General features: G+C 33.1%; 19 protein-coding genes and 2 pseudogenes. 16 read left to right on the top strand and 5 right to left on the bottom strand.

Going from position 1 to position 14,964, the window contains the following annotated elements:
* Positions 1 to 888 precede the first annotated feature (888 nt).
* From AMS59_RS23695 to AMS59_RS23705, 3 genes are all read left to right on the top strand, one after another.
* On the top strand, positions 889 to 1,170 hold the full coding sequence (locus AMS59_RS23695) for a hypothetical protein (RefSeq protein WP_053486165.1): 282 nt from the start codon (positions 889 to 891) through the stop codon (positions 1,168 to 1,170).
* Positions 1,171 to 1,460: 290 nt separating this feature from the next.
* Entirely contained in the window at positions 1,461 to 1,832 is a 372-nt protein-coding gene (locus AMS59_RS23700; RefSeq protein ID WP_053486166.1) for a hypothetical protein, read from the top strand.
* 575 nt (positions 1,833 to 2,407) lie between these two features.
* The gene (locus AMS59_RS23705) at positions 2,408 to 2,776 is read left to right on the top strand and encodes a hypothetical protein (protein WP_156304772.1); all 369 of its coding nucleotides are present in this window, start codon (positions 2,408 to 2,410) and stop codon (positions 2,774 to 2,776) included.
* A gap of 422 nt (positions 2,777 to 3,198) precedes the next feature.
* Here AMS59_RS23705 and AMS59_RS26825 read toward each other — a convergent pair.
* A pseudogene (locus tag AMS59_RS26825) lies at positions 3,199 to 3,619 on the bottom strand (transposase).
* A 187-nt stretch (positions 3,620 to 3,806) separates the two neighbouring features.
* On the opposite strand from AMS59_RS26825, the gene AMS59_RS23715 reads away from it, so the two are divergent.
* Positions 3,807 to 4,703, top strand: a complete 897-nt coding sequence (locus AMS59_RS23715) for a DegV family protein (RefSeq protein WP_053486168.1) — start codon at positions 3,807 to 3,809, stop codon at positions 4,701 to 4,703.
* A gap of 260 nt (positions 4,704 to 4,963) precedes the next feature.
* On the opposite strand, the pseudogene AMS59_RS26570 reads toward AMS59_RS23715, so the two are convergent.
* The 4 genes and pseudogenes from AMS59_RS26570 to AMS59_RS23730 all read right to left on the bottom strand — a co-directional run.
* A pseudogene (locus tag AMS59_RS26570) lies at positions 4,964 to 5,190 on the bottom strand (DDE-type integrase/transposase/recombinase); the annotation flags it as partial.
* 82 nt (positions 5,191 to 5,272) lie between these two features.
* Complete coding sequence (locus AMS59_RS23720) at positions 5,273 to 6,391, bottom strand: IS66 family transposase (RefSeq protein ID WP_234007905.1); 1,119 nt, start codon at positions 6,389 to 6,391, stop codon at positions 5,273 to 5,275.
* Positions 6,392 to 6,547: 156 nt separating this feature from the next.
* Entirely contained in the window at positions 6,548 to 6,901 is a 354-nt protein-coding gene (tnpB, locus tag AMS59_RS23725) for an IS66 family insertion sequence element accessory protein TnpB (RefSeq protein ID WP_053486169.1), read from the bottom strand.
* Entirely contained in the window at positions 6,898 to 7,092 is a 195-nt protein-coding gene (locus AMS59_RS23730; protein WP_053486170.1) for a hypothetical protein, read from the bottom strand. The genes tnpB and AMS59_RS23730 overlap by 4 nt, the downstream gene beginning before the upstream one ends.
* Before the next feature lie 218 nt (positions 7,093 to 7,310).
* Between AMS59_RS23730 and AMS59_RS23735 the strand changes: the two genes are divergently transcribed.
* From AMS59_RS23735 to AMS59_RS23795, 12 genes are all read left to right on the top strand, one after another.
* Positions 7,311 to 7,523 (top strand): hypothetical protein, encoded by a 213-nt coding sequence (locus tag AMS59_RS23735; protein WP_053486171.1) that lies wholly within the window; start codon positions 7,311 to 7,313, stop codon positions 7,521 to 7,523.
* Between the two features lie 99 nt (positions 7,524 to 7,622).
* A complete protein-coding gene (locus tag AMS59_RS23740) occupies positions 7,623 to 7,982 on the top strand; it encodes a hypothetical protein (protein ID WP_053486172.1) in 360 nt (119 codons plus the stop codon).
* Positions 7,983 to 8,227: 245 nt separating this feature from the next.
* Positions 8,228 to 8,575, top strand: coding sequence for a hypothetical protein (locus tag AMS59_RS23745; protein WP_053486173.1), 348 nt, complete (start codon positions 8,228 to 8,230; stop codon positions 8,573 to 8,575).
* Between the two features lie 557 nt (positions 8,576 to 9,132).
* Positions 9,133 to 9,453 carry a hypothetical protein gene (locus AMS59_RS23750; protein WP_053486174.1) on the top strand — a complete coding sequence of 107 codons (321 nt, stop codon included), beginning with the start codon at positions 9,133 to 9,135 and terminating at the stop codon, positions 9,451 to 9,453.
* The gene (locus AMS59_RS23755) at positions 9,425 to 9,790 is read left to right on the top strand and encodes a hypothetical protein (RefSeq protein WP_053486175.1); all 366 of its coding nucleotides are present in this window, start codon (positions 9,425 to 9,427) and stop codon (positions 9,788 to 9,790) included. Before AMS59_RS23750 ends, AMS59_RS23755 begins: the two co-directional genes overlap by 29 nt.
* A 745-nt stretch (positions 9,791 to 10,535) precedes the next feature.
* Positions 10,536 to 11,402 (top strand): hypothetical protein, encoded by an 867-nt coding sequence (locus tag AMS59_RS23765; RefSeq protein ID WP_053486177.1) that lies wholly within the window; start codon positions 10,536 to 10,538, stop codon positions 11,400 to 11,402.
* Positions 11,403 to 11,478: 76 nt separating this feature from the next.
* Positions 11,479 to 11,847 (top strand): hypothetical protein, encoded by a 369-nt coding sequence (locus AMS59_RS23770; RefSeq protein WP_053486178.1) that lies wholly within the window; start codon positions 11,479 to 11,481, stop codon positions 11,845 to 11,847.
* Between the two features lie 232 nt (positions 11,848 to 12,079).
* Complete coding sequence (locus AMS59_RS23775; protein ID WP_053486179.1) at positions 12,080 to 12,853, top strand: macro domain-containing protein; 774 nt, start codon at positions 12,080 to 12,082, stop codon at positions 12,851 to 12,853.
* A 28-nt stretch (positions 12,854 to 12,881) separates the two neighbouring features.
* Positions 12,882 to 13,274 (top strand): hypothetical protein, encoded by a 393-nt coding sequence (locus tag AMS59_RS23780; protein ID WP_053486180.1) that lies wholly within the window; start codon positions 12,882 to 12,884, stop codon positions 13,272 to 13,274.
* 60 nt (positions 13,275 to 13,334) lie between these two features.
* Complete coding sequence (locus AMS59_RS23785; protein WP_053486181.1) at positions 13,335 to 13,772, top strand: SMI1/KNR4 family protein; 438 nt, start codon at positions 13,335 to 13,337, stop codon at positions 13,770 to 13,772.
* Between the two features lie 175 nt (positions 13,773 to 13,947).
* The gene (gene imm45 / locus AMS59_RS23790; protein ID WP_053486182.1) at positions 13,948 to 14,277 is read left to right on the top strand and encodes an Imm45 family immunity protein; all 330 of its coding nucleotides are present in this window, start codon (positions 13,948 to 13,950) and stop codon (positions 14,275 to 14,277) included.
* Between the two features lie 142 nt (positions 14,278 to 14,419).
* A complete protein-coding gene (locus tag AMS59_RS23795) occupies positions 14,420 to 14,842 on the top strand; it encodes a hypothetical protein (RefSeq protein ID WP_156304773.1) in 423 nt (140 codons plus the stop codon).
* The last annotated feature ends 122 nt before the right edge of the window (positions 14,843 to 14,964 follow it).

Raw genomic sequence — 14,964 nt, forward strand, 5'->3', positions numbered from 1 at the left:
GTCAAATAGATTTTTGAATAGCAAAATAGCTAATAATACGAAGTGTTGATCAGGATTTTTTTACTGCGAAAGTTGAGATATTAACATATTGAAAATAAGTAACTTTTCCTGTGTAAAATGTTTTGGATGAAAATTGAATGTAATTTGATTCGTACACCTAGACTTATTATTTTCTAGGTGTTTTTACTTTTCTTGTTGCTCACTAGTTGATAGTAGTTTGTCCTAGAAATTTAAATGAAGCCCTTTAATTTTACTCCTAATTAAGTTGAAAATGATATAGGTAAGATACAAGAACCATGGAATGCTACTGCAGAAGAATTATTTAAAGTTACGAGTGAAAACTTGGATTCGGTGTCTCATATTAAAGGTGATTTGCGGATTCCTAAAACAGGAGAAGTACTTGCTGAGGATGCTCCACCTAAGGAAGCTCATTAAAAATAAGTCTGACGGTATAAGAATAAAAATAAGGGTAAATCAGGAGGGGAATGGGATGGTTAAATCTATACTAGTAGATGTTGATTTCAATGGCATTGTTCTATTTGATTATCCATAGGTATAATTTCAAATGAAGAAGCCTTTGGTCGGCACATGTACCCAGATGATTTTACAAAAGAAAGTTATAGTGATTTTTTAGACGAGAGAATTAAACAATTAAAGTTGCTTAAGAAAGATTTTATTAGGACGTTGTAATAAAAGTACAAAATTAATGCCGAGGTAATACTCTCTTATGAAGGTAATTTCATTCAAAAGGTCAGAAACAATGGTGATACATGGAAGTTTGACAACGGTGTGCTTCTATCTTTGAAGTTGCTGATTTAAAACCAAGATTCCGTTACGGTAAAGAGGCGTAACTTTGTACGAGTTGAAGACACTAGGAGGATGCAACGGATGAAAAAAGCAATAATTTATTGGTTTTCAGAAGCGAAAGGAGGAAGAAAGGCGCCTCCAAAAGGAACAGAGTATTATCCAACTACAGAGATACTAGATGACGGAAATATGTGGAATTTAGCTATTAAATTCGATAGGACAAATCCAACGCAAAATAAAATGATAGATAACTGTGAAGTTTGTTTTTTATTTGAGCATGCTCCACAACACTTACTAAGTAGTAATGCGGAACTTATTATTTGTGAAGGCCCTCATAAAGTAGGTAAAATGGTAATAAAGTAAGATACAATCCTCCCTGTCAAATAGACAAGGATTGGTTCATGTCTTTTTACTACATGAGTTTATGTGTTAGAAAAGGAACTGTTTTATCTCGTGAATTTACTACTCTGCTATAACCGAGGCAGGGTATTTTTTTACAAGAAAAAAGAGAAAGTGGAAATGAAGCTCATTAAAAATAAGTCGAATAGTATAAAAATATAAGTAATGGTAAATCAGGAGGAATCGTTTACGTATTATGGGTAACGACGATGGGACATATTTAGTGCGGTAATGGATAATGAGGGGAGATATAGTTGAACAAATTAGATACAAAAATTTGGTATGGGATTTTTAGTCATAAAGCATATTCAGTTGTTGCTCAAAAAATCTATGAAGATGATAGGCTAGTTTCGTGGGTGGGTTTTCATATAATAGAGAAATATAGTATTAATCATCAGTCATACGAGTTTATTCAATTAGCTAGAAATAACAAATTTTGTGTTGTAAGTATGACAATTGACAAACAAATTTATAAAATCAATGATGGGTTGAATCCTTCAGATTTTAAAGATTATGCTTTATTTTGTTTTAATACAGAAGAAAAATTGTATGAAATATGTGATTTGATGAAAGTTGATGCATCAAAATTTACACAAGGCTGGCGTTGTGAATATCCATTTGATTAATTGTTGTTCAAATAAAAGATAAAATTGTTAGAAATGGAGCTGTTGCATCGCGTGTATTTAGTAGCTATACTTGTGAAAATTTAAAACTGCATCAAAAGAGTAGCATTGATGTATGAGTTAGGAGGACGTATGGAAATAAAAGATATTTTAAGACAAAAAAGTTAAAATAGATTACTATAAATATGTTTTTTTGTTAGAGGTAGAATTGTTTTGTCGTGATTAACCGTATATCTCCGTCTACTGTCAGTTCTTTTAGGTTTAATTGGTGGAATAAAATTATATGCTATGTAAGTAAGATTGATTTATTAGTAGACGTAACAGATCTTAAGTAAAATAGTGCAAATTTTGGTGGAAATCTAGGGATTAAACTGGGAACCAATTCACTGACGAGTTCGATATGGACACATGACCGTCGTGGTAATTGCACAAGCACGAACAATCCTTAAGGGGTCACAGAGAAATTCTTTTATGATAACTAAAGATTAAAAGGAAAAAAGGCGATATTTATCCTGGAGAGAAGTATCCACTAACTAAAAAGGCTAAGAATGTTTTTGAAGGAGGATGTCCATAAAGCTATGCAGTACAAAATAGATGTTAACACACCTCCTTTGGTATTGAGAAAAATATACAAAAAGAATGATGGATATTTGCCTGGGATGTTAGACACATTATCAAGCACTGATTTAACTAAGTTAATAAAAATTCACAATGGGCAAACCTATGAAATGGCACTATACCAGAATATAGCCTGTCATAGAAATGTGACAGAAGAAATTCATCAATTGTTGTTAGATAATTCCCAATATGAATACGGTGTAGCGAATGCAGTTGCAACGTCTGGGAAAGCTTCTATTAAAATTTTGGAACGCCTATTAAAACATAGTTCAGAGCATGTTGTTGAGCACGCTCAACTTGCAATTAAGTACTTTAAAAAGGATAAGTGATAATTGTTTAGTGTAATAAAGTAGCATGAATCCTGATTTTAAAAGGATTTATGCTACTTTTTTTCTGTTAGAAATAGAGTTGTTTTATCTCGTGTATCTTCATACGAATGATCCAAATAGAGGTCCTCATGTATATGCATGGAGTAACAAAGGGTCTCCGCATGATTCAGCTTTAAATAAAGGGAAGGAACGTAAGCCCGAAATATAAAAAATATGCGCACCTTTCCGGACCGCACTACGAATGTCCATCTATCTGAAATTTTTTTCGAATAGATGGTTTTGCACATGTGGCTTGGATATTTTTCGACCAAGGCATGTATTTATTTAAAATTTGGGGTTGCTGATGGATTGGTAAATTCGGCAGCTCCATCCTTAGTTTAACTAAATATTGATAGAAATCGATACCATTCACTTTTGCTGTTTCAGCCAGACTCAAGCAGTGCATTCGCTTTAGCACCAGCTTCACTCACAGAAAAACGCCAGTTCTTTCGGCCAATCACATTAGGACGAATCGGATTTTTAGCTGGATTATTATCAATTCCAATTCGACCATCGAACAGAGAAACTTTTAACCCATGTACATGATTTAATGTGTTTTTGGAAACTTTATCCAAGGTGTTTTTTTTCGAAGAATGGCGATTTATCTACCCATTCCTGAAACTTTTCGACAATCGGTTTTGATTGCTTTTGCTGTGCTTTACGACGCTTTCCTGGTGAGAGATGCTTATATTGCCGTTTTAAGCGATACAGTTGATCACAGTAATCCAAGCCGATTTTCCCATTTTTGCTATCGGCTTTCAGCCAATAACGTCGTATATGCGCCCAACAATTAGCGAATGAAATATTAGATAGCTTACCGTATGCTTATAAAATGCTATTTTTATCGCAATTATTGTCGAAATAATGTCGAAGATTGTAAAAAATAAATACAGTATTATAAATATCACTACTCATGATGATCTTATCTGTGTATAGTTGCATAAGATAAAATGAATAATATTCTACGATAGATGAAGGGGATTACTTTTAAATGGGAAAGAAAATTGCATGGGTTACAGATACAGCAGCATTGTTAGATGAAAAGTTCATACAGGACAATCAAATTCACGTATTACCACTTAATATAGTGTTCGAAGAAGGGGCTTTACGCGAAACTGTTGATATGACACATGATCAGTTTTACGAAAAGCTACGAAATGCTAAAAAAAATCCAAAGACATCACAACCTGCTATTGGTGAAGTTGTAGACTTATATAAATCATTAAAAAAACAAGGGTATACATGTGCAATTGCAATTCATACCTCTCAACATCTTTCGGGCACTTATCAAAGCACTTTCACAGCAGCTGATCAAGCTGAATTTGAAGTATATCCAGTGGATTCAAAAATCGGGTCATTTCCGATGATGAAAATGATTAAACTCGGTCAGCAGTTAGAGCGTGAAGGTTTTGAACCTGGCTATATTGTTGAAAGAATCAATGAGATGGCAGATAACAGTGAGCTTTCATTTATTCCGGCTAACTTATCACAATTACATAAAAGTGGTCGAGTTTCAGGGACTCAAGCATTTTTAAGTAACTTGTTGAATATTAAAGTTGTCATATCATTTGAAGATGGGAAGCCCGTTATGAAAGAAAAAGTACGCGCTACGACTAGAGCTAAAACATATGTACAAAATGTTTTAAATACAGATCTAGAAAAAAGTATTATCCCTGAAGTTGCAATTATTCACTGTAATGATGAAGAAGGCGCAACCGCTTGGAAAAAAGTTTTAGAGAACGAATATCCGCTCATAAACTTCTCCGTATTACCACTAAGTGCTTGTGTAGCGGTTCATGCAGGTGAAGGAACGCTTGGTTTAAGTTGGGTACGTCTACCAGAGCTTGCACCACTTAAGAAAAAGAAAGCTGAATTAGTTACTATATAAACATAATTGTAATCTAAATTATTGTAGGTACATGAAGTTGCGAAATTCCTATAAACCAACTATTATACAGTCAGAGAGCATTTTAGCTTAAGTAAACTGGCAGATGTAACGTTATTTTTTGAATGATAGCAGTGTTTTCATTCAGGTTTGGGGGACTGGCTGTTAAATTTTGTTTGAATACGGATATTGTTATTATAGGTAATTTAGTCTTCGACGATTTGAATCATATGCGCATTTGTCGTGCGGTAGATTCCGTCGAGATAGAACGTTTCAATTGGGGAATTATCAGTGGGCTTGCCTTTGCGGGACATGCTTAGGGTAATTCCTTTTTCTTTGACTGATTTTTGATACGCATATGATGTGTACACAGAACCTTGATCACTATGCAAGATGCAGCCTTGCGGTAGAATTGATATAAAGTATCCAAAACGAATGACGTATCTTGTGTAGAATCAATTGTTTGCGCTACAATTTCTCCGATATAGAGTAAGCCCAAAATATAAAAAAAGCGCACCTTTTCGGTACACACGACGAATGGCCATCTACCCTAATTTTTTTCGGATAGATGGCTAGTTTCCACATGTGGCTTGGATTTTTTTCGACCAAGGCATGTAATTATTTAAAATCTCTGGCTGCTGATGAATCAGTAAATTTGGCAATTCTGTCATTAACGTCACTAGGTATTGATAGAAATCGATGCCGTTTGCTTTTGCCGTTTCAGCCAAACTTAAACAGACGGCATTCGCTTTTGCACCTGCTTCACTAACAGAGAAAAGCCAGTTCTTACGACCGATCACATTGGGGCGAATCGCATTTTCAGCTGGATTATTATCAATTTCAATTCGACCATCGAACAGAAAAGCTTTTAATCCATTTATACGATTTAATGTGTAATCAGCAGCTTTAGCTAAGGCATTTTTTCCGAAGAAAGGCGATTCATCCACCCATTTTAAGAATTTCTCTACAATCGGCTTTGAATGTTTTTGCCGTGATTTTCGGCGTTTACCTGGTGAAAGATGCTTGAATTGACGTTCTAGGTGATACAGTTGATCACAGTAATCCACGCCAATTTGCCCGTTTTTGCTATCGGCTTTCAGCCAATAACGTCGCACATGCGCCCAACAGTTGGCGAACGTGACATCAGGTAGATTACCGTATGCCGAATAACCATCACAAATCATGGTTCCTTTAAAGCCTTCCGAAAATTCTTCTAGTACAGAACGACTTCTCGATAATGCACTTTGAAAAAGAACAATGATCGGACCTTGGCTTGGCACACTGCGGAATACCCAATTATAGGCGTTACAGTGCTTACACTCGTAGGCATGTTCAATATGCTGGATGCGCATCATTTTTGCAGGAATGAATTTTGCTTCTTCACGCGCAATAGTTGTACCGGATTCGGTCATTTGGCCAAGGCAACAGTCGCATTGTGTATTGGTGGGGGGATGATGAATTTCTTCTATTTCAATCCCTTCATGAAAAGAATCATTCCGTTTTTTCTTATGTAGTTTACGCTCAACGATATGCGTAACAGTTGGCGTGCTTTGTTCTTCTGTCTGCTCAGATTCGTTAAAAGACAGATCATCATCGAATAAATAGCCTTGTCCGTCTGGTGCTTGATACTTGGATTTTTCCGATTTTGAACCATATAAAGCCTTGGTTAATTGGCGAACTTGTTCAGTCAATGCTTCGATTTGTCGATTTGACTGAGCTAATTGTTACTCAAGCATTCGAATTAATCGTTCATTTTGATTTTCTCGCTTAGGAACGTTCGTCAAATCATTCACCACATTTCCGTTCAGTATAAGTTATGGATGATTATATCATCTTAATAGGTAGGTTTAAAAGACACCTTTTGCAGATTTCGTAATCGCTTTTGGCTGCTGAAGCGATAAACCTTCTAAAAGCCAGCAGAGTTCCTTTTGTGAAAGGCTACGTACTTCCTTTTCATCTTTTGGCCATTGCAGCTTGCCATTATCTAATCGTTTATAAAGTATGGCGAAGCCATCTCCATCAAAATACAAACATTTATAACGGTCTTTACTCGTTCCAGAAAATAAGAAGATGGAATCACTATATGGATCCAGTTTAAAAGAATCCTGAATGAGTGTTGCGAGACCGTCAATACCTTTACGCATATCGGTCTTACCGCAAATAATGTAGATGTTCTGCACGCTCGTAAAATCGTGCTTCATTGATTATTCAACTCCTTCAGGATCGTTTGGATGATGCGCTCATCTACACCATTAAAGAAGGAAATTTCAGCACTAGTTGTTTTAATGATGCAGCTCGGCTCAGGAGAGTTTTGTGGTGATGTTGTTGATGAAGAGTTGTCAGTGATCGAATCTAGTGTCACAGGGACGATTGTTAGTTTGGTAGTTGACATAAAGAAGCACCTCCTCTAATTGATACATTTATCGTACCGGAGGTGCCTGGTTATTTATATGCGTTATTTGATTACGGGCTTACGAAGGAACACCTTTTGAAGCCTATGACACAAAGAAAGCAAGTTTGGTCAGCTGAGCTTGATATTTATGGACGAGTGATTGAATTCACGGGTGAGTAGGATTTCATTCTTTTTAGGTATCTCAGGGGAGTATGAAGATGTTGAAACAGGATTGTATAACAACTAATTCCGATACTAATCACCCAAGGAGGGAATGTATACAAACGGATCCGATTGGCCTTGAAGGTAAGAATCCAACCTTTATTTTCGGCCTTTCTTGTATAAAAGAGTTAAAAAAGAGTATGAACAAAGCTAATTGTGAGTTAAAAGGTATCAAGGACAATATCACGATATTGGGGGCTTTTCTATAATAGATTCCTTTACTATGACCCAATGTTCATGATACAAATACTTCTATTGATAAACATAAGTTATGTCCATAATAATCAATAAAAGGAGAGATATGATCTATGGATAGAGATGGTACTATCTTGATTGATACAAGTTCAAGTCAGAAAATTATTTATAATGGTTTTACTTTTAAAGAAATTATAAAAGGTATTATAGTGAAATATGCTAAAAAGTCAAAAAATGAAGCAGAATCGATGATTAATAATTTCAAATACTTTACAAAGCCTATTGAGACATTTAGTGATGCATTATTTTTTAGTCATGAAACAGAGTATCATTGGGCTATGTGTATGGTCTATGGTGATAAATATTGGTTAGAGGGTATTAATACAGCACCCCCAAATGACTATAATGAATGGGAATCAGAGTACATTGCTAAAGAAAAGTTAGCAGATAGCAGTTTTGAATTTTTTAACTAAGATAGGACTATTAGAATAAAGTTTCAAAAAATATGTAAAGCATTGAAATAATCCTACGCTATAAGGCTATGTTTGCGATCCTAATCGAATGATTGATCCATTAGGTTTACATGAAACTTTGGCAGATACAGATACTTGGAAATCCAGCATATAAGTTTGCAAAGAAAAATGCTGAGATTCTCATACAAGGTGAAATACCTAAAAGTGCTTATGCTATCCATAAAAAGGGAGGGTGTCGTTAAATTATGAAAATAGATTATCGAAGTGAAATCGACAAAATTAAAAATTCTTTAAAGAACTACTACAATGAGCAATTCAAAAGTGAAGAAGAAGAGTACATTGAAAACAAAAAGGTCAAAGAACAAATAAAAAAATTAATAATTCAAGTTTATAATGATAGTACTCTGTCTGAAGAAGACAGAGGGTATATGATAAAAGTAGGGGTAGAACTTCTGGCAAAAAATACAGGTTGTGCAGAAGACCTAGAGATTGCTGAAGATATTCTTGATAGTCTTTTTTATGATATGAAAATACTAAGTCAGGAAAATAGTGATAATTTTTACGAGCAATATTTATGCAAAAGATGGCAGTAAGGTCTGGATCATTCTCAAAAAAGTAGACTTCAGTTTAGAAAAGTAAAAACAAAGCCTATTTTCTATAATTTTGTTTTAGCGATTAGTATTAAATATCGAAAAATAGGTCTTTTTGTGAACAAGGAGATTGTGATTATTGTAAGTACGAAAATGTCAACATTATTAACATTCACGAACTAGCAGATGATTTTGAAAAAGTAACTGATTATTATCAAGTAACAGAACCATATCATAATTCCCATCTTGAAGTTTATGACAGGAACTAAAGACCCGAGAATGAATTCACTTGTTGCACAAATTCAAGTTCATGGAATTGAACCAGATGGAAAATATAATGGGATTTGGTTACTGACATGAGAATAATGATAAAGTAATAGGTGGAAGATACTTCTCATCAACAAGATGGTCTACATAGAAAAGATTGCAAATACGAACTATTCGATAGATTAGATAATAAAGAAAAGGTTGAGAATGAACTGAAGAACAATAAAGAAGAAACTAAATAAAGGACGGACTTGGGAAACAAAAACAACTAAAGAATTATGGAAGTGTACAAGATGATAGAAAAAGATTACGAGATGATTGTAAAAATATTCGAGGAATATCGTTCCTCATACAATGTGTTGCATCATCAAGTTGAAGACGTTGAAAATGAAACGATTATTTGGAGCAATTCTTATCTAGAAATATACCCATATCAATATGAATTAGATCAATTACCAAAACCAAAAATTTATAAAAAGGAACCGAAATCTAAGGAAGGAATTATAGTGAATAAGTTGAAAAACAATGAACTGTATTTCTCTTATAATGCTGAAAATAAGGGGTGGGGGAGTTCTTTCATAATAAATGAAACTGAAAAGAAAATCTGTTCTTAGATTTCGTAGTAATAGGGCTGGTGAAATGGTTTTAAGCCAAGTAGATTGTATAATATATGAAGGATCTGTGATAGAAAAAATATTATTCTACACAAGGGACGATGATGTGGACGAAGAAACGTTTATGGTTGACAGATATTCTTATAATGACAATTTGACTGCTCATACTATTATTAGAGACGGTTTCTTTGGAGAAAAAATAAAAATTTTATCCACAAGGACATTTAGATTTGAGTATGTAAATGGAGATGTACTTATTTACTCGAAACAATTGAAAAAAAATCTAAAAGTTGTTGAAGATCTATTGTATACCTCTAGAAAGTCAAAAAAAAATTAAACAGCGACATCAGAGACAGGTAATGCGAAACTAAAATACGTGGATGTCCTGGATTATTGGAGATAATATGGATATTTTATTTTATTCAAAAGAAAAAAACTTATTGCCAAGATGGAATTCCTAGAAAATCTCCATTATTCTATATTTACTTCAAACTATTGGAGAACATGCAAAATATTAAAGAAAATAAAAGATTTCTATAAAACTGCATTGTCTCTATCTCATGCTGATGTTATTGACCTTATAGACGAACTAAAATATGTTCAACATTTTTTTAAAGGAATAGATAAGAATGAAATCGATCATTTAATTAGTAAGCTAAGTAAAGACGATATATATACCGTTAAGTTTCTAGGGGATTAAAGTAAATTTTGTATGGTAAAGATTCCAAACCTCCATGTAGAGAAGAATAAACTTTCTTTTCTACATGGTTTTTTTGTTAGAAATGGAACTGGTTTAATTCATGTATTTCGTGAACACCACACTATCATTCGGAGAGTAATTATATAACCCGAATCAACGGAACTAGCGGGTGGAAATCATACGCTTGCTTTATGCTAATGTTGAAGATTCGAATAGTTTGGTTGATTCGTTATTTGAGAAAGTGATAAAAATGTATATTTTTGGTATTTGGATTGCGATAGAATAAGAGAAGTGTTGGAATACGCAGGAGGCAATGGATATATAAACAATGTAGAATAAAAAAGATTTTTCTAGAAAATAAATTGTAGATGAGGTAGAAGTTATGAGAAGAGAGTTAAAAATATTACCTAAAATCGGGATAAACGAAGTAGAGCTATCTATGTCATCTTCTGACTTACACAATATCATAGGTGAATTGGATACGAAAAATGTCAATGGAAAAGAATTTTTTCAATATCAAGATGATTTTATATTTCATTTTGTAGATGATGTTTTAGTAAGTATTTCTGTAAATAATCCTAAAAGTATTTTCTTGAGTACACAAAAAATTGATTTAATGAATGAATCAAAGCAATTTTTATTCAAAGAAAATCCGTATATTGTTGATGGATGTTATATATTTCCTCAGTACAACATGTCGATTTACGGCTTAGATTTACCTGATGATGGAATTCAATTAACAATTTATTCAGATAACCAAAAAAAAATTTACGAGAAAGATATAAAATTTGGGTTTCAATTCAGAAGTATTGAAAATCAGCAAAAAAACTTAAAATATGAAATTACTCCGTATCAATCTGTAGGATCATTAAAATTCGGCATGCAACCGAGTGAAATTGAAAAAATATTGGGAATTCCTTTAAAAATAAGCAAGAATAATAAAAGGGGTATTACTACAGAAAACAGGACGAATAGTCAAGCAATGTATAATGAAAAAGGTCAGTTAATTCAACTAGCTTTTAATTGTAAAGAGGAAGTTTTTATTGATAATAAATTGTTATCAAAGCTCGGATCTAAATTGGATAGTTTAAAAAATGAAGAGTATTTTATAAACAGAAACTATAAAATATATTTCAAGTTTGGAATTGCATTAGATAATTTAGGAAACCTATCTTCTAATGATTTTGTTTATATTTTTTCAGAAGAGATGATTCCTTACTGGAAAGATATATATCGCCCTTTAATCTAACGAATCATCGGAAGTGATGTGATTACTTCGCCCTTGTTGTTTTTACTTTTTAGTCTAAAAGGAGGTTTCGATAAAGGTGAAGACAAAATACCTAGATATTGTATTACTAGAAGATTTACCTTTTGTAGATTTAGTAAAAAAAATAGAAAAAGTTTTTAACGTTTCATTACCCTATGAAAATAAAAAAGGACGATATATAGCAGAAGGCCAAAAAGGCAAATATAAAATAGAACTTATTGATAGATTTGATGATCTTAGTGAACTTTTGTGTGATGAGCATCATGTACTTGCTCTTAGTATACATTTTGAAGAAGAGTTTAATTACATTGTGATAGAAAATGAAATAAAGAAGCTATTAAAAAATGATGATATTAAATGGAAATTTGGAGTTTGGGGTCCAAGTGAACCAACAGATAAAACAAGAAGGAAAATTTCACCTGAATAAGAATTGGGTTTTGTATAAATATATACCCTATTTCTTGATTACTGGACAAATTTTTTTTTGACGCGAGAAACCAAAGCCACTTGAAGTTTTGATCTTATAGGGTTTATGGCTCTATTGGATATCTTTTTAGAAATTGATGTTTCACGTTTAAATGTACGTGAATCTAGGTTAGGAATTTTTATTATTGATTTAGTAACGTGCTTACATATTTCAAAAAGGGGGCTGAATATCAGTGAAACAGTATGTAGAACCTGAGGGTAGCCTATTATTCTACAAATGTAATAATGTTGATTTTGCAAAAGGTAACGGCCAATTATTTACAGAATTTGAGAATGGGATTGCAACTAGGCAAATTAACATAATCAATAACGATATGTATATTTCTTCATCGTTGAACGATTGGAACAAAAATATTGGATTTTTATTGTACGATGGCCATATCGATAGTTTAGATTTAAGCGAAAGTGTACCTATTACTAGAGTAGAATTTGAAAGTAAGTGGAAGGAGGCACTTTTAGTTGATGTTAACAAATCTCAAATAAGCTACCTAAAAGGTGATGCTTCTCTTCCTTTAGAAGAAAATACACTAATCATTCATGTTGTTAACCTATTAGGATTATGGGGAAAAGGTTTTGTTCTTTCTCTATCAAAACAATTCCCTTCTGCAAAGAAAGATTATTTAAAATGGTCTAAGGACAAAGAAACATTTAGGTTAGGAGAAGTCCAATTTGTATGTGTGGGGCAACAGAAACCTATTTTTATTGCAAATATGCTTGCGCAAAAAGGTGTAAGGAAAAATGACAAAGATAGTACAATTTATATTGATTATGATGCACTTCGTTTATGTTTAAAAAAAGTTGCAAGATTTTCATTCATGAATAGATTATCTATCCAGATGCCTAAAATTGGTTCAGGATTAGCCGGAGGGGATTGGCAAGAGATTGAAAAAATAATAAATGAGGAATTGATTTATCATAAAATAAAATGTAATGTCTTTGAATTGTAGGTGAATAAAGAGGAGGGAAATCATTTCTATGAATGAAATAAAACTAGAGGTTGAGGGATATTATGAAGTTTTAAACTTGCATAAAGCTTTAATGGAGGCAAAATTTCATAAGAACCCAGATAATTTCTATGTTGCGGGTAGTCCTATTATTGCAAAAATCTGCAACAATATTGTAGACCTGTTAACAGAATACGAAATCGAAGAAAAAGGAAAAGATACATGGAGTGAATGGCGGAAGATTGAAAATCATAATTTATTTAAGGAAAGAGCAGTAGAAAATGCTCAAAATGTGGCATGGGAAAAGTTAAGTTATGAAGAAAAAGAGACGTTAACAAAAAATGTTTTTAGTCCATTTACTTTTACGGAAAAAGATGTAATAGATTTTATAAATACGGTTGATGGGAAATTTAGCATAGAATAAAAAGACGTAATAATTTTGGCAATAAGAGGTCGAGGGTAAATAAAAAGGAGTTACGGAAAAATGAAAGAAGAGCTGATGAGAAGAATAGAATACTTTCTTGAAAATCATCCTGAATTAAAAGGAGTACCTGCCACGATTAAAGAGATTGCGAAAGCAGAGGAAGAACTTCAAATAAAATTAGATGATGATTATAAAGAATTTATTAAGCGATTTGGAGGCTCTTATGCAGGAATAGCAATTCATGCATTTTCGAATGCTTCATCCCTAGGTAATGAAACTATTATTAAATTGACGAATTGGTGCAGAGAATCATTTGAAGGAGATGAGTTTTCTCCTGAAATTAACAAAAGCTTAATTTTTTCTGATGATGGTTCAGGTAATCCAATAGCAATAAATGCTAACGGGGAAGTCGTAATATACTACCATGACTCAGGAGATAAAGAAGTATTATCAAGATCTTTCGGAAGTTTCGTTGAGGAGAATTTTGCTGAATGGTAATTTATGAATTACTCCCAACCAGTTAAGTTAAATTTCGGATAACTTTATCCCTTAATGAAATAGCCAGTTAATAATTATCCAAAAACATATGTATGAAGGTGTGAAAAGCGTACTCTTACATGAGTTTACTTGCCTGCTGATACTTCTGGAAAACATAATTTAAGGTGTGGCTAATATGAAGAATATAAAATTGATTGACTTAAACAAAAATATAGAACGCGGAGCAATACTAAGATGTAAGGGGAAATATCCCTATGAAGATTATGTAGATTTTATGGTTATTGAGCAACAAAAACAGTACTCATTATTAGTTGCATCTGGATATAAAGCTGGCTTAACTTTTGTACATTTACCTCAAGAGTCAATTCCAAAAGATAATGAGGGATATGCAATAGATATTGAGTGGCTGAAATTAAATTGGAATAAGTGGGGATACATTGACTGTCCAATTGATGAAGTACACATTATATACAAAGACCCTCCTAACCATTTTTATGATAGTTAAAAACTACATTAATCGTAAGATGTTTGTAGTCTTCATGGTTGTTGCTAGCATTTACATCTGTAGTTATTACGTATGGTTTTAAAAAAAGAGCCATATGGATTATAGGGTATCTAAAGATGGTCCCGTTCATCGAGCAAATAAAATGGCAAAAGGAGCAAAAGAAGTTTTAGTGGAAGGAGGAATACCTAACAGTGCTATTACCTGCCTGTACGGGTTAAATTTTATGAAAGATAGTTTAAAGCAGTTTCTTGAATATGATGATTCTGATGAGGAGTTAGCATATTACATTAGAATGAATGCAGAGTGGAATGAAGAATCATTCATAAAAATGCAACAGCTGGTTAGGAAAGTGATGGAAGACTATTCAGATGAAGATTATTATTATAAACCCTTTGTATATTATTGTGTGGAGATTATAAGAATAATAATAGGTACAATTTCACACGAAGCCTTCTGTAGTGGCAGATGGCCAGAGGGTTTTACACGAGAAAGTTATAGAGATTTTTTAGATGAAAGAATTGAGCAATTAAAGTTAATTCAAAAAGATTTTATTAGGACTTTGTAGCAAAAGTAATGTAAGCCCGTAATCAAATAACGCATACAAATAGCTAGGCACCTCCGGTACGATAGACGTATCAAATGAAGGAGGTGCTTCTTTATGTTAACAACCAAACTAACAATTGTCCC

The sequence above is a fragment of the Lysinibacillus sp. FJAT-14745 genome, assembly GCF_001275675.1.
GTDB lineage: Bacteria > Bacillota > Bacilli > Bacillales_A > Planococcaceae > Lysinibacillus.